Genomic DNA, 14,900 nt, shown 5'->3' on the forward strand with positions numbered 1-14,900 from the left:
GAGGCACTCGATCTCCGATCGGGTCGCGGCCCAGAAGCAAACGAGACGGACGGGAATGCGCCCCCATTTCTGTCGTTCGCTCTTCGCTTGCTCTATCTTCGAAGCGGACATTGAGCGTTACATTTATTTGATGAGAAGGCACCCGGTAAGGCTCTAGGTGGCATTGTTCAGAGTTACCTGAGATATCCAGTCCGGCTTTCCACTTCTTGCTTTAGTGTCTGCAGTGCAACCTCATTGTTCGAAGCAATGAACCTTTCGACAAAATCATTGCGTCCGAGCGATTGTAGTGGCCGGTTTGGCCTTGGTTCGTGCAGAAGGAACTCAAGAAGCGCCGATCTAACGGTGGCCTCACTGTGCGGTCGACGCCGCTGTCCTAGAAGCTTTCGCGCTGCGGCTGATCGGGTCAAATCCGCGAGGCGTTCGGGTGCGAAGACTGGCGTTCGGAGCTCGGCGCTGCGGGCGATTAAGATCGTCCTAATGCACCAGAGCGCGCGTTTGAGCAGAAGTGATGGGTTGAGTTCGTCGCCGAACTTGACCAAAAACCAAGCGAAGTCCGTCGCCCGTTCTATGTCATCGCGATAACTCGGTTTGAAAGCGAAAGCTTCTTGGAGTTTGGGCAAATAGCCGTTCGGATCGATGAGCGGTTTGGCTTCTCGGGCTAAATGGCACACGAAAAGGTCTCCGGCCTGCGCGTCGGCTTTCAGCTGAGACCACGGATAGAGGAAGAGCGATAGGTGGCCCACCGATACGTGCCGGGTTTCCTGATCCAGGTCGATCATCAGCAGGTCCGTATCAGATCCTTCGGCGCTATCGGAGCGTGCGAGACTGCCGAACAACAATGTAGCTACTACCGGCATGGCCGCTGGCGCCTCGATAGTTCGGATGGCACAACGCCGTGAAGTCGTGTCATGCAGAATCGCGCTCCGACGACCGTGCCAAGGCTTCGATCGCCATTTGACGAGAGAGCTCTCGAGCTCTGGTGACCTCCTCGCGATTAAGCAGGACGATTTGTTGCTTCTCAGGCTTGAGTACCCCGGGTTCGACGTCGAGATTAAGCTCGCTCATGAGATAGAAGCTCAGGCTAAGTCGGCATGGGCGGACCAGACGCCCATCCGTCATCCCATGCTCGGAGGCGACGGCGGCTTGACGGGCCGGCGTTAGGGCCGGGTTGGGAACCAGGATCAGGTTGATTTGGTGCATCCACTCGAAATCGAGAGTTGGATCCACCGACGCCGGACGCTGACCACGGACTGCTTCGATCCTGTTGAGATTGTAATCACGGAAATCATTGTGTTCGCGCGACCAGGATCGCACATACCAACGTCCGGCGCTGTGCGACAGTGCATGAGGCGCGATGGTTCTGGAAGAGTGTTGAGATCCAGTGAGGGACGAATAATCAATGTCGATCTCAAGCCTTTTTCGAACAGCGTCAAGCACGCGCAATAGCACCGACGGATCCGTGGGACGCCGACCGAGCGTGACTACCTCGACTGGGGGTAAGGTATCGAACCAAGTGTCGCCGGTCCGCATCCAGTGGTTCTCTATGGCGACGAGTTGAAGCAGGTAGCGGTCGATCGTCTCGCCGATGAACGCCGGTGAGAAGCTATCAGCACGCACATATGCCTTCTCTCCACGGTCATAGCGCAGGTTCTCAGGAGACCGCTTCTCGTACTGGGCGATATCTGCCGAAGCCTGTTGTGCCGAAATCCCGAACGTCTCGGCCATGTCGCTCCGGTTGAAGCGGCCGTCCCAGAAGAGCCGGAAATCAATGAACTCGAGCCGCCGACGAACGCCCCAACGCAACCGTTCGCCATCATCATCCATACACCTTCCTCCTGCTTACCCGATTCATGGGATAAAAATCCATCTAGTTACTTGACGTGACTTGTGATCGCCCCCATATCTTATGGACGAACGAGACGGATAGCAACCTCATCGTCTCTAAATGAGCGGTAAATCGTGAGAGCTTTTGAAGAAAATCAACAGGTTGAGCGACCCTATCGAGTTTCTGGCGACGATCGGGGCACAAGCGGCATCTACGCAGCCGCCTTCTTGGCTCGGCACACGAAATCCCAAAATGAGCCCGCACATGGGCGCACTTGTTGCGCCCCCCGGAGAGGCTCTGGTGTGACACCTTACTTTAGGAGCTTCAATTGACCGCGAATCTGACTGTCTTCCCCGTGGCAAACGGGGACATGGCCCTTATCAACCTCGACAACGGCCAGAACATCCTCGTCGACATCAACATCCGCTCGGCGGCAGACGATCCAGACGACGACACCTACGACGTTGCAACCGACCTCAAGGACCGCCTGCCGCGCGACAGCGAGGGGCGGATGTACATCGACTCGTTCCTGCTGTCCCACCCAGACGGGGACCACGTCACAGGCCTTCGCAACCATTTCCACCTCGGGCCGCCCGAGGACTTCCCGGATGACAAGAAGGACGACCTCATCCTCATCCGTGAGATGTGGTCGTCCCCGATCGTGTTCCGCCGTGCAAGCGCCAAGTACGTCTTGGGCGAAGATGCCAAGGCGTGGGCCGCCGAGGCCCGCCGGCGCATCAAGCTTTACCGGGAAAAGGGTTCTGCCGTCGGTGACGGCGACCGCATCCTGCTGATGGGCAAAGACAAGGACGGCAAGACCGACGACATCATGGGGATCGTCATTCCGCAGTATGGCCTGATCACCAGCGCCAACCGCGGCGCGACCGGACACTTCGAGGGGCGGCTCCTCGCGCCGATGGTCGTCGACGAGGACGACGAGGACGACGAGGACCTGATCCACTTACTCGAGAAGAACAATTCGTCCGTGATCATCCGCTTTTCGATCGCCGGGGACGGCTATCTGGACAAGTGCCGGTTCCTGACCGGTGGCGACGCCGGCGTGGCGATCTGGGAACGCCTGTGGGACCAGCTCGAGCACTACGACCGCGACTGGCTGTCCTACGATGTGATGGAGGCGCCGCACCATTGCTCGTGGCGGACGCTCAGCCATGACCGCTGGTCGCAGCTCGGCGAGAGGGTGAAGGTCTCCGAGAAGGCGCGCAATGCCCTGTCGCAGATCCGCGCCGGTGCCGTTATCGTCGCCAGCTGCAAGCCGATCAAGAAGGACGACAGCAATCCGCCGCATGAGCGCGCCAAGCGCGAGTATGTGTCGATCGTGGAGAATGACGCCGACCGCTTCACCTGCACGATGGAGCACTTCGACGAGAAAGGCACGCCCGTCGAATTCAAGATCTATCATGCCGGAACCGCCCGCAAGTTCGCGCTCTCGGCAGCGGCGAGCGCGGCGGCGGCAGGGGTCAGCGGCATCGCATCGGTCGCCCGGGCGCACGGCTGACCATGTCCTCCACCGAACTGGAGCGGCATGCACAGACGTTCGTGCGTGTCGCGGAAAGGCATGCGCTGTGCAACGGCACGGAGATCCTTTCCGTCGACGATCAGAGGGCGGTGATATCCGTCAATATCCGCGTGGAAATGCCCCTGGCCGACGCGGCCCGGGGAATCAGCGACAGCGGCGTGAAGGTCTTTGAGGAAGTCTGGGTCAGCCTCTGGTCCAACTTCCCCTGGTCGTCCCCGACGTTCACACTGCGCGAGGATTTCCCGCGCGGCTTCCCCCACCTGTCCAGCCGTTCCGGCAAGGGTCGGCCGATCCCATGTCTCATAGAAGGCGAGCCTGATGAATACTTTGGCCAGTGGGGCTTGGTCGAGGCCGGGATCGTCCAGATCCTCTCGCAGCTCGGCGTGTGGCTCGCCAAGGCCGCCACCCGTTCGCTGATGGACCCGTCGCAGGGCTGGGAACCCGTTCTCCGCTATGACCTCGACGACGTGTTGATCGCCGATCCCCGGCAGCTGCGTGGCCGCATCACCAATAAGGCTGGCCACCTGTTGCTGCGCTCGCGCTTCATCCAGTACCGGGAAGGGCAGGGGCGCGAAGCAGTGATCCTCGTTTCAGACAAGATCGCGCCGGCCTCCGGCAGGGTTACCGCGTTCCCCTATCGGAGCGAAAAGGCCGGAGGCGGAGTACACACCGGCGACACCGTGACTGCGCTGTTCTGGCCCGCGGTGGGGACGGTCTCAAACGACATCCTCGCCGAGAACATCGAAACCCTTGATGACCTCGCGGCGCGCGCAGGCGATCTCGGCCTCGGCACCGCGTTCAAAACGTTCCTCACGCTGATGGAAGACCATTGGCGGGGCCGGAGCGCGGACATGATCATGCCCGTGGGCGTGATCATGTGTTTCCGCAGGCCCTATAGCCTGATCGGCCGAGATTCATCGATCGAACTCCTCCCTTACGTCTTTGAGATCGCCCCGACGGAGGGGCGGCGTTCCCTTGTCGACGGCCCGGACGGCAAGCGCGTCAGGGCTGCCAAGGAGGTGGACCGGCTTTCCCCTGAACTGCTCAGGAGCATCTCCGGGGCGCCGGACTACGGGTCGGTCGCGATCATCGGCTGCGGCAGCGTCGGATCGAAGACCGCGCTGCATCTCGCCCGCGCCGGGGTAAGTATCACGGCACTGTCCGATAATCGCTGCTTGATGCCGCATAACATGGCCAGGCATGCCCTCGTGCGCGGGCCGCTGCAGCGGCCGAAGGCTAGTGAGCTTGCTGACGAATTGACCTTGCTGGCCCAGCGGCCGCAGATCTACCTTGGCGATGTCTCGCAGGAGCTCGGCCTCCCCGACGCGCGGTTAAAGATCGCGCCGCCCGGCACAGCGACCCTCGTCAATACGACGGCTTCGCTGATCGTGCGTGAAGCCCTGTCGCTAGTCCCGAAGGACGCCTTGCCGTCGCGGATGGCGGAGATGGCGCTTTTCGGTCGAGGGAGTGGCGGGTTCGTCCTTTTGGAGGGAGCGGCGCGCAATCCGAGCCTCGCAGACCTTGAGGTTATGATGAGCGCCGAGGCCAATCCTAGGGAACGCACTTTGTTGTTCGATCCAAAGTTTGGGCTCACGGAAGTCCAGATCGGCGATGGATGCGGTTCGCTGACAATGCCGTCCACCGACATGCGCCTGTCGGCCATGACGGCGCTTGCGGCCGAGCAGCTTGTGGATCTCGCTAGCGCCGGTGCGGGGGAGGGTGCGATCGCGATCGGGACGCACGATGGTGCCGGCACCACCAGTTGGCGGCGGATCGTCGTCCCGGAAATGCTCGAGGTGCCCGTTGAGGGCGGCGCTTGGCGCCTGCGCATCGCCAGACATGTCGTTGACCGGATGCGTGAAGACATTGCCCGCCATCCCGAGGTCGAAACCGGTGGCCTGATGCTGGGCTCGTGCAGCGCGCGCACGATGCTAATAACCGTGGTCGACCTGCTCGACCCGCCGTCTGACAGTTCGCGCAGTGCCTCACTCTTCGTGCTGGGCAGGGATGGCCTGAAGAGCGCGATCGCTAAACGGTACGAGGAAAGCGGCAAGCGACTGATCGACGTCGGCACGTGGCACAGCCATCTGGCCGAGATCGGACCGTCGGCGATCGACCGGAGCACCGCGAAGGACCTGGCAGAGGAGCGTCCGCCTCCGGCCGTGCTCCTGATCGTGACGCCCTCAAGCTTCCACGCCCTAATGCACGAACCCGCGAGCGCCTAAATGGACTTTCTCGACACCTATTCGATCAAGGCCCGGCTTTTCCCTGCGCTTGTCGCAATGGCGCCGGCGCTGTCCCTGTTCCTAATGGCCGGCAGCTGGACCGACCCGGGTTTACCGGAGGCGATCACCGCCATGACCATCGGCGTGCTATTCTTCGCTGCCGCTGAACTGGCGAGGCGTGCCGGCAAGCACGTCGAGGCCCGCATGCTCAAGGCGACCGGAGGGCGGCATGAGAACCGTGAACTGACCTTTGAAGACACCACGATCGAGCAGGCCACCAAAGCCCGCTACCGTGAGTTTCTGGCAGCGCAGGTTGGGATCGCGGCCCCAACCCGCGAAAGCGAAGCAAAGGACCCCGCAGCGGCCCAGAGTTTCTACGCAGCCTGTTACGACTACCTCAGGCTCAACACCTACGACACCGAGAAATTCAGGATTCTATTCAATGAGAACGTCGCCTATGGCTATCTCCGGAACCTGCTTGGGCTGAAGCCTTACGCGATCGGAATCAATATCGCGGCAGGCGCTGCGGCTTGGGCACTCTACAAACACCCCCCGGCGTTCGTCTCCATGACGGACGGGAAGCTAATAATCCAGGCAGGGCTTGCCATCTGGCATATCCTCTACCTCTTGCTGGCTGTCACCGAGCGTTCCGTCAGGATCGCATCTAAGCGTTATGCGCGCCAACTGACACTTAGCTGCGAGGCCCTCATCCTAAATAGAAATAGCTAGCGCACGCATGGGTTCGATAGCGATTTCTTGTGCCAAGTGTGAGGTGAGCTGGCACTACACCGACCGTTCTATCGGCATGACTTCTAGCCAGAGCTGAAGGACGGTTATGGCCCAAGGATCTTCGGTCTGGCAGGACAGAACGGATGGTGTCTTCCGGGGGCGGCGACAGCACACCAAACGGCGCAATTGGGGTCGGTTGACGAACGGCAGCTTACTGAGCTTTTCAGCCAGAACCGAACTGTCCGCAGCCGGCCCCCTTTTCGCCGTTTACCGAAGTCGGAGAAAGCACCCGCAGCGCCTGATTGCATAATGAGCGCTACGAAACCGAAAGTGCTCCAGGCCTCCGAAGAATGGTGACCTGCCTCCCGCTACGTCCCATGGAATGACCAAATAGGGGGGCAGGCCACTTATGAGCGCGAAAAGCAGCCTAGTGTACCTCCCCCGCGGACACCCACAATGATTTAAATCTGCGCCGAACCCATCAAATCACATGAATAGAAGCTGCGCACTACAGCTCGTTTTGTTTGAAGCCGTGTTTTTTGTAGATGCTGTCCCATGTGCCATCTTCAGTCAGCTTGGTCAGGCTGGCCTGCATCTTGGCGATGGTCTCGGCGGGTATCTCCTCGTTGCACGCCACGCCGTTCAAGGCTTTGGTCAAGACCAGAAGCGGCTTCAGGGGGGTGCCCTTTTGCCGCAACTTATCAACCAGAGTGCCGGCCATGGGCATCAGGTCGATGCGGCCTAGCAGCAGCTTGTTGAGCGTGACTTCGATGTCCGATGCCAGATCGACCCGTTTGAACTGCAGGCTTTCCAGAAGTTCCGCCGTATAGTCGCCCCGTTGCGTGCCCACCAGGTATTGACGTGCTTCCTCCAGTGTGGCGGCCTGGACATTCGAATCCGCTCTTTTGACAAGGTAGTTGTAGCTGATCAGCAACGGCTCGACCCACTAAAAACGCGTGTCGCGTTCCTCGGTGTGAACCGTGGTGAACACGCAATAGCCGTTTTTGTTTTCCGCCAGGGCGATGGCGCGGGCCCAGGGCATCAATTCCATGTCGTATTCAAGCCCTGCATCCGCCATAACCAGGTGCATCAGCTCAACCGAGAGACCCTTCAATTGCCCATCTTCGGCATAGTTGTACGGGGGATAGTTTTCGGTAACCAGATGCAGCGGGCTGGCGATGGCGGTGGTAGCCATGGCGAGGGCTGCGCACAGATGAAAAATGGCGGCTTTTTGGATGAGCCGGAGTTTCACAATGACCATCAGACAAACTTCCTTGTAACGGGGTTTGCACCTTGGGGACAGGATGACCGCACACGCGGGGGTACGATGGGCACCGCGCGCCGCGTCAGGGTCAAGGCGTGCCTCCGACGCCGTATTTCTCGAGAATCATGGCTTGGGTTCCATCGGCAATTAGCTCGTCCAGGCTGGATTGCATTCTGGCGACGACCTCATCCGAAATACCTGGATTGCAGGCGATCGAAAACACATCCTCGGTCAAAACCAGCGCCAACTCAACCGCCCTTCCCTGGCGCTTCAACACCATGAAGTAGTCCTCAGACACGGGCATCAGATCGATGCGGCCGCTCAGCAGTTTTTTCAAACTCAAGGTCTGGTCAACTGCCAGATCCACCTTGGGAAACTGGTGTGCCTCGAGAATGGTCTGGGTGTAGTCGTCGCGCTGGGTGCCAACACTATAGGCCTTGGCTTCCTCGATGGTGCTCGGGCTCACGCCGGAGCCGGCTTTGCGCACCAGAACGGTACGGTTTGTCAAAAGCGGTTCAACCCATTTGAATTTGGGATCGCGTTCCGCATTGTGGACGGTTGAAAAGACACAGTGATCTTTCTGGGTTGTAGCCAGCGACAGCGCCCGTGCCCAGGGCATCATCTCGATCGTATAATCCAGCCCGGCATCCTGCATCAGCAGTTTCACCTGCTCGATCGAGCTGCCCTTGTACTCGTTGTCCTCCCGGTAGTTGAACGGAGGATATTCCTCGGTATTGAGCTTGATGGTCTGGGCGTGAGCCGGAAGCACCAAGACAAGCAACGTCAGAAAAACTGATCTTATCATGACACAGCACTTTCGGTTTGATTGGAGACATCTTCAAGGTCGCCTTCAGCCCACACGTTCCCGGCCTTACAGGTCAGGTGCAATATGAGCTCATCTACGGGAGCCGGCCTGGCAAAGTAATACCCTTGCCCGTATTCGATACCCATCGCCCTCAACATATCGCGTTGATTGACGGCCTCTATGCCTTCAGCAACAACCATGCAATTCATCTGATCCGCAATCGTCTTTATGCCTTCAATCAGCAATTTGCTCTTGTCGTGCGAATTCTCCGAATTGAGTGCGTGAACGAAGGATTTGTCGATCTTGACAATATCGACCGGGAACCGGTGCAGATAGCTCAGAGACGAATAGCCGGTGCCAAAATCGTCGAGGGCAACGCGCATGCCCTGGGCCGACAGTTCCTTAAGGGCAGCAAAAGCGTTCACATCGTCCTGAATCAGCACCGCTTCGGTGACTTCCACGACAATACGCGATGGCGAAATGCCGGTCTCCTGCAGATCCGCCATGATTCTCAGCGGCAAACCCGGCTCGAATTGCAGCGGTGAGAAATTGACCGCCAGATAGCTATCGTGCAGACCCAGGGCATCACTGATTTTGGCAAGATGCTGCACAGCCTGTTGGAATATCCTGCGGCCAATTGCGCTGATGGACCCGGTTTCCTCGGCAACCGATATGATATCGGCGGGTGTCACAATGCCTTTTTGTGGATGGTTGAGGCGCATCAGCGCTTCAAAGCCCGCGATCCTGCCGCATTGCAAATCGATGATCGGCTGCAACCAGGCTTCGAACCAGTCATTGGCAAGCCCCTGTTCGATGAAGCCCTCGATTTCAGCGCGCGAGCGAGCGACCTCGGCAATGTTGTCGCTGAACATCACCATCCCCTTCTTGCCGCCTTTCTTGCGTGCATACATCGCCATATCGGATTTCTGCAGCAGATCGGTAGCGCTGTGTGCCTGTGTGGGATAAAGCGCAATGCCGATGCTGGCGCTGAGCGTTATCGCAGTACCGTCTATGTCAAGCGGTTCATCAAAGATGTGGGCGATGCGCTCTGCTACTTCCCTGGCTACAGGCTCTGCCTTTGGGGCAGCAACAAGAATGGCGAATTCATCGCCGCCAAGCCGCGCGAAGGCATCGTCCGGCCGGATTTGCTGCCGCATGCGCTCGGTAACCTCGCACAGCACCGCATCCCCCACCGTGTGCCCCAGATTGTCATTGATCCATTTGAACCGGTCGAGATCGATGAAAAGGCACGCCAGCTCGCCTTTGCGCTCATCGGTTTGCCGGATTTTTTCGCCAAGCGTCGTTTCAAACCCCTGCCGGTTCTGAAGTCCTGTCAAATGGTCAGTGATAGCCTGCCGGTGGTTACGCTGCTCGGCGTCTTTGAGTTCGCTCACATCGGTCATGACCGAAAGCGACAGATCCTGTTCGCGCCACGGGGAAGTGATGGTTTCCCTGATCAACACATCGATGCGATGGCCATCGGCGCACATGAATTTGACCGTAACCCCCGGACTCGCCGAGCCGTCTCTTACCGGCCTGTCACGTACTTCATAGGCTTCACGCGAAGCAGGATCCAGAAACCCGCTGAATGCCTTGCCGATGACATCTTCGCGGCTAAAACCGGTGGCAAGAAGCCAGTAGTCCGAAACGGCGCTGACCTTGCCGTCGCGATCCACTGAATACAGCATTGCAGGGGTCAGGTTATAGATGGCCTGGGCGAGGGTATGCGCCGATTTGAGCGCTTTTTCCTCTGCTTCCAGCTCTTCCTGCATCTCGTTGAAATTCTTGGCGAGAGTGCCCATCTCGTCATTGGATGTCCAATCCACCCGCTGGCGTGAACCAAGCTTGTGTGTCGCAACGATGGCGTCGGTCAGATGCAACAGCGGCCGGATAACGGTGATCCGGTTGGCAATCAGCGCGGCAGCGGAAATCAACAGGACGGCGAGGCCGAAAATTGAGAGAAAGACGATATCGCGTGTATCGATGACCGTATGGAAAGTGGTCCGCTCGACCCAGACGGTCAGTGTGCCGACTTCCTTGTCGCCATCCACAGAACTGAACCTGATCGGCGATGAGATTTCCTGCAGCGGTTTACCGGCATCCTCGAGCTCGCTCGGGGTTACAATATGGATCTCGCCCACGGTATCCTTAACATCGACACGGACAACGCGTGAATTGGAAACGACCGTGTCGGCAATCTTGCGCACGCTCTCGACGTCGAAATCCCAAAGCGGTTTGCCCAGCGCCTGGGCATTGGCCACCATCATCAGATCGATGTTTTTGCTGTCTTCCGTCACGGCGCGGTCATAGGAAAGAAAGAAAAACAGCGCAAAAAGCGGCGCTACGAGCAGCAGCAATGCAGCACATACGATTAGGATAAAGCGTTTCTCTACGGAGTGCGCGTACATGCTTCCTCAAAATGCCAAACGGTTATTTGGCCTGCTTTCTCACGTCAGATTGGCATTTCGGGATTAATTAATGCTGAAATTCTCCGATCAGGAGCACTTTTGGAGACCTTAGCCTCGGCATTTTCACCGGCACCAATTTTTGGCCCGTTTACTGTCTATCAGCGGTGCAGATGACTATCATGTAAGCGCTATTTCCCCTGCACGTTGACGCCCGCGCTTTCGGTGGATCGCCTTCGGAGTGGCAAAGGTATAAGTCTGATCAGGCGACGGCGGTATTCGAAAAGTTGAAGGGTAGCAGGTCGGTGACGCGGCTCTTTTCAATCGTGGCAATCAGGATGGGTAGGTACTGAACAGGCGCGGCCATTTTCGATGGACGGAAATACTTTCCGATTTCGACCGTAGACCCGTTACACCCGATGTTTCCGGGCCAGAAAGGACGGGGTGTTCTGAAAAGGCAGAGGATTCCGACGTTCTGAATTGTCGGAGAGCGAGTAAGCTACTCTACGCGGTATTGCGCGGGAAGCGCGGACCGTCCGCTGGGGGCCGGAAACACCGCCGCACGCAATGTAGATCGACGTCCTATTTGCCGACTTGCCTTCGTAAATCTGCCAGTCCCCTCCCGGTCCCAATCTCGCCGTCCACGCATACCGCAGTGAATGCCCGGTCTCCGCCCAACTTTCCACTTCGAGATATAATGAACTAGGCCGTGGACTCATAATGGCGCAGACGTAACCTGATGCAAGCGAGCTTGGCCATTGCGAGGAACGTTGAGCCGAGCTTGTCGTATCGCGTGGCTATGCGTCTGTAATATTTGAGTTTGTTGAAGAACCGCTCAATCAGATTGCGCTGCTTGTAGAGCCATGGCGAGAAGCAGATTGGGCTTGTCCGGTTGGATTTCGGCGGGATATTTGCCCAGCCGCCCTGCCTGGAGACCAGTTCGCGTAGCCAGTCGGCATCATAGGCCTTGTCGGCGAGCACCATCGATCCTTTGCCGATGCCCTCCAGCAATCCGGCCGCGGCCTGGATGTCATGGGTCTGGCCTGGTGTGATTGTGAGTTTCACCGGCAGGCCGTCACCGTCGGTCAGAGCATGGATTTTCGTAGTAAGACCACCCCGGCTTCGTCCAAGACATCGATCCGGGTGGCTTTTTTTAAAGTCGCCGCGGAATGGTGGACACGCACTGAGGTGCCATCGATCATCCGCACGTCGCCATCGTAAGCCTCTGTAACCGCGTCCATGATCCGGTCCCAGACGCCAGCCTTGGTCCAGCGCCTGAAGCGGTTGTAGCAGGTTGTGTGCGGGCCATAGCGCTCCGGCAGATCGCGCCATGGCGACCCCGATCGCAATACCCAGAAGATGCCATTCAGCACCCGCCGGTCATCCACACGCGGCACACCGCGCGGTTTGTTGGGAAGAAGCGGCGCAATCACACGCCATTCGAATTCAGTCAGATCATAACGGCTCATCAAGACCTCCAATCCGGAGGTTGAATCATGCCGCTGACAATCTGTGAACCCCGTTAATGAGTTCACGGCCTAGGTCGGTTTGTCTCCATTGCGGTCATCCAGACATTGCTAGCGAAGGGGTTCCAAGCGTCGAAGCCAGACTGCTAGATCAGCCCCAACCGGATCGCGATAGAGGCGGCTTGCCGACTATTTGCCGCGCCAAGCTTTCGCGTTGCCTCGTCGAGATAGGAACGCACAGACCGATAGCCTATCCCGACCGTTTCTGCGATGTCCGGCATCGACATGCCGTCTGCGAACCAGCGGAGGCATTCGGCCTCGCGCGGGGAAAGACGGATGTCTGAAGCCAGGGCAGCATCCTGGGTCGCTGAGGCGAGATGGGAATGGACAAATGCGACCGCCATCGCTGCAGTGACGGGATCGGGATCCTCGTCGATGCACACCATGGACTTCCCGGATGCGAGTGTGAATATCATCCTGTTTTTGAAGCCGACAGGAACCGAGACCGACAGACCTGAACGGATTCCAAACCGATCCGCATCTTTGTAGAATTGCCTTACATCGAGCCTTCCAATTCGTCTGGCTTCGTCCGCCGACCATTGGAATATCGGCGGCCCGTGTTTGGCTTTGGTGACGACTGGATCAACTCGAATGTAGTTTTTCTGGACGTAGTGCTCCTGCCATTCCCTGGGATAGTTCGACACAGCAAAGCTCTCCTGCCCGCGAAGATGCAGATACGCGAAATAGTCGAAGCCGGCGCTCTCGGCGAAATCCCGCAAGGCGCGCCGCGCCGCCCGCTCCTCAAGCGGCAATGAAAGCATATCGATCAATTGCAGAAGAAGCTCGTTCAAGATGATAAAATTCCGGCATGGTGATGAGCTGCGGAAACAAGCTCCGCCACGTTGAGGTGTCGGGATTTCCGACCTCAGATTCATTGATAGGCTTTTGGAAAAACGATGTCCTGATCGACCAGGACGTTGAACCGATAGCCTGGCCTGATTTCGAGCGTGGGTTGGACATTGAGGTTTTTCGACACGGTTTGCTGCGAGATCTGTCCGAAGGTTTCGGCAAAGGACCGCCTGGCAGCATCCGCCGCGCTGTCCGTCGTCGACGCGGTGCTGGTGTCTTTCGGGAGCAGCATGTCCGTCCCTGCGCCAATCAGGGCGACGAGGATCGCCGAGCCAAATGTCTTGAGATAGTGGTTGTTGACCTTGTCGTTGAACCCGCCATAGCCGGCGGCATCGGTGCCAGCCATGCCGCCGATCTGCAGCGTTGATCCGTTCGGAAAGATGATATCGGTCCAGACGACAAGCACCCGGTTTTGCCCGAAGGAGACGTTGGAATCGTAGCGACCGAACAGCTTTGTTCCTTGCGGGATGAGCAGTCGCCGGCCGGTCGCGCTGTCGTAGACGTTTTGCGATACCTGGGCGGTGATGCGACCGGGAAGATCGGAGTTGATACCGGTGACGAGCGTTGCCGGAATGACCGAACCGCGCTTGAGTTCAAAGGCCGACATTTGCGGAACAACCGAATTCGGCAGGTAGCCGAGATCAGCGATATCCTGGTTGAAGAACTGCGCCTTCCCAACCTGCCCGTTCGGACCGGTATTCTGTCCATCAATACCGGCCTGCAACGCAGCGCCATATAGATCCATCGCACTGCCTGACGTTCCTGCAGGTGAAACGGACTGTTGTGATGCTGCGACCGGCATAGCATTCTCGTTGTCGAGGCCCTTGAGATTGACGGCTGTCGGCGAGTTGGCAGCGGCTTCCTCAGCCTGAATGCTTGCCATCTGCTGGCGATGATATTCGCGGAGCATCTGTTCTTCCTGCTCGCGCTGCAGCCGGGCGCGCCACATGGCCTCAGGCTCGAGGGCTGGAGTTTGCGGCTTCTGAAGATTCTGGTCGGGTGGAGTGAACGGGTTACGAGGCGGTTCCTCCCTTTCGACAGCTGGCGTCAGTTGCACCGGAATGACCTTCGGTTCGCCGATGATCCCGTCGGGTACGCCCTGTTTAAGCCTTTCGGCATCATTGGAGGCTGGTTGCGACGACGACGTGTCGATCTGCCGGTCCCCGAAATGCAATCCCCTCGAGGAGAGGCCAAAGAAGATCGCCGCCAGAAAGACCACGATGAGGATGATCGCAACGATGATCGGCACACTATTCAGTCTTCGGATTCTTGGCCCACTCTCGGCACAGGCGCCACCAAGCTTCAGCGATTGTGTCATGACCCGCCCGCCGATCTCCGTTGCATGACGGACAAGGGACTTGCGGGCACCGCTCCGGCCGCTCCGGTCGTACCGGTCGTACCGAGTGTGTACATCCGGGTGAGCTCGACCTTCAAGGTCGAGATCCGCACAAGCACACCGTCCTCGAACGGATCCACGCTATAGGCCAGCGGGTCGACAGCCGTTTGATTTGTCGCCTGGTCGGTCACAACGGCATAGCCTTTTTCCCGCAAGGAAGCCTCGAGCGCCGGGCCGAACACCGCGTCGTAGCCACGTAGCGCAATTGTCGTATTTCCGGGTCCGACATGCTCCGCGAGCCGCTCCACAATGTCCGCGGCAATCGCGCTTGCGGCTTCGGTTGAGAGTTCGGCGGTGACTTCGCTTTGAATCAATCCCGGGCCACCCATTGTTTGGCAA

13 protein-coding genes are annotated in these 14,900 nt (G+C 58.5%); 3 read left to right on the plus strand and 10 right to left on the minus strand.

The genetic code is table 11. The features are described 5' to 3' along the window. Window positions 1-173: 173 nt before the first annotated feature. Together ACK6D9_RS22305 and ACK6D9_RS22310 are read right to left on the minus strand one after the other, a co-directional pair. Entirely contained in the window at window positions 174-857 is a 684-nt protein-coding gene (locus tag ACK6D9_RS22305; protein WP_412051933.1) for a hypothetical protein, read from the minus strand. A 49-nt stretch (window positions 858-906) separates the two neighbouring features. Next, window positions 907-1,824 (minus strand): helix-turn-helix transcriptional regulator, encoded by a 918-nt coding sequence (locus ACK6D9_RS22310; protein WP_412051934.1) that lies wholly within the window; start codon window positions 1,822-1,824, stop codon window positions 907-909. A 329-nt stretch (window positions 1,825-2,153) separates the two neighbouring features. Here ACK6D9_RS22310 and ACK6D9_RS22315 point away from each other — a divergent pair, with 329 nt between their 5' ends. From ACK6D9_RS22315 to ACK6D9_RS22325, 3 genes are read left to right on the plus strand one after another with little or no spacing between them, the layout of a single operon-like run. Beyond that, window positions 2,154-3,341 carry a metallohydrolase gene (locus tag ACK6D9_RS22315; protein ID WP_412051935.1) on the plus strand — a complete coding sequence of 396 codons (1,188 nt, stop codon included), beginning with the start codon at window positions 2,154-2,156 and terminating at the stop codon, window positions 3,339-3,341. A 2-nt stretch (window positions 3,342-3,343) separates the two neighbouring features. Further along, window positions 3,344-5,587: a Mov34/MPN/PAD-1 family protein gene (locus tag ACK6D9_RS22320; protein ID WP_412051936.1), complete on the plus strand. Its 2,244-nt coding sequence runs from the start codon at window positions 3,344-3,346 to the stop codon at window positions 5,585-5,587. After that, on the plus strand, window positions 5,588-6,316 hold the full coding sequence (locus ACK6D9_RS22325) for a hypothetical protein (RefSeq protein ID WP_412051937.1): 729 nt from the start codon (window positions 5,588-5,590) through the stop codon (window positions 6,314-6,316). 508 nt (window positions 6,317-6,824) lie between these two features. Here the strand turns inward: ACK6D9_RS22325 and ACK6D9_RS22330 are convergent. From ACK6D9_RS22330 to ACK6D9_RS22365, 8 genes are all read right to left on the minus strand, one after another. After that, window positions 6,825-7,250 (minus strand): hypothetical protein, encoded by a 426-nt coding sequence (locus ACK6D9_RS22330; protein WP_412051938.1) that lies wholly within the window; start codon window positions 7,248-7,250, stop codon window positions 6,825-6,827. Window positions 7,251-7,262: 12 nt separating this feature from the next. Then, complete coding sequence (locus tag ACK6D9_RS22335; RefSeq protein WP_412051939.1) at window positions 7,263-7,577, minus strand: substrate-binding periplasmic protein; 315 nt, start codon at window positions 7,575-7,577, stop codon at window positions 7,263-7,265. A gap of 91 nt (window positions 7,578-7,668) precedes the next feature. Beyond that, complete coding sequence (locus ACK6D9_RS22340; RefSeq protein ID WP_412051940.1) at window positions 7,669-8,385, minus strand: substrate-binding periplasmic protein; 717 nt, start codon at window positions 8,383-8,385, stop codon at window positions 7,669-7,671. Then, entirely contained in the window at window positions 8,382-10,793 is a 2,412-nt protein-coding gene (locus ACK6D9_RS22345) for an EAL domain-containing protein (RefSeq protein WP_412051941.1), read from the minus strand. The genes ACK6D9_RS22340 and ACK6D9_RS22345 overlap by 4 nt, the downstream gene beginning before the upstream one ends. 699 nt (window positions 10,794-11,492) lie before the next feature. Then, a protein-coding gene (locus tag ACK6D9_RS22350; protein ID WP_412051942.1) for an IS5 family transposase occupies window positions 11,493-12,259 on the minus strand; the annotation gives its coding sequence in 2 pieces (ribosomal slippage) (window positions 11,493-11,944 and window positions 11,944-12,259; 768 coding nt in all). Between the two features lie 143 nt (window positions 12,260-12,402). Next, entirely contained in the window at window positions 12,403-13,107 is a 705-nt protein-coding gene (locus tag ACK6D9_RS22355) for an autoinducer binding domain-containing protein (protein WP_412051943.1), read from the minus strand. Between the two features lie 80 nt (window positions 13,108-13,187). Next, the gene (gene trbI, locus ACK6D9_RS22360; protein WP_412051944.1) at window positions 13,188-14,483 is read right to left on the minus strand and encodes an IncP-type conjugal transfer protein TrbI; all 1,296 of its coding nucleotides are present in this window, start codon (window positions 14,481-14,483) and stop codon (window positions 13,188-13,190) included. Then, the gene (locus tag ACK6D9_RS22365; RefSeq protein WP_412051945.1) at window positions 14,480-14,875 is read right to left on the minus strand and encodes a conjugal transfer protein TrbH; all 396 of its coding nucleotides are present in this window, start codon (window positions 14,873-14,875) and stop codon (window positions 14,480-14,482) included. Before ACK6D9_RS22365 ends, trbI begins: the two co-directional genes overlap by 4 nt. Window positions 14,876-14,900: the final 25 nt, after the last annotated feature.

This window comes from Hoeflea sp. Naph1 (assembly GCF_046837775.1).
Taxonomy (GTDB): Bacteria; Pseudomonadota; Alphaproteobacteria; order Rhizobiales; family Rhizobiaceae; genus Hoeflea.

Bases quoted from the DNA above. Each gene is read 5' to 3' on its own strand.
- ACK6D9_RS22310 (WP_412051934.1), bottom strand. From the start codon at position 1,824: ATGGATGATGATGGCGAACGGTTGCGTTGGGGCGTTCGTCGGCGGCTC.
- ACK6D9_RS22345 (WP_412051941.1), bottom strand. From the start codon at position 10,793: ATGTACGCGCACTCCGTAGAGAAACGCTTTATCCTAATCGTATGTGCT.
- ACK6D9_RS22320 (WP_412051936.1), top strand. From the start codon at position 3,344: ATGTCCTCCACCGAACTGGAGCGGCATGCACAGACGTTCGTGCGTGTC.
- trbI (WP_412051944.1), bottom strand. From the start codon at position 14,483: ATGACACAATCGCTGAAGCTTGGTGGCGCCTGTGCCGAGAGTGGGCCA.
- ACK6D9_RS22325 (WP_412051937.1), top strand. From the start codon at position 5,588: ATGGACTTTCTCGACACCTATTCGATCAAGGCCCGGCTTTTCCCTGCG.
- ACK6D9_RS22335 (WP_412051939.1), bottom strand. From the start codon at position 7,577: ATGGTCATTGTGAAACTCCGGCTCATCCAAAAAGCCGCCATTTTTCAT.
- ACK6D9_RS22305 (WP_412051933.1), bottom strand. From the start codon at position 857: ATGCCGGTAGTAGCTACATTGTTGTTCGGCAGTCTCGCACGCTCCGAT.
- ACK6D9_RS22340 (WP_412051940.1), bottom strand. From the start codon at position 8,385: ATGATAAGATCAGTTTTTCTGACGTTGCTTGTCTTGGTGCTTCCGGCT.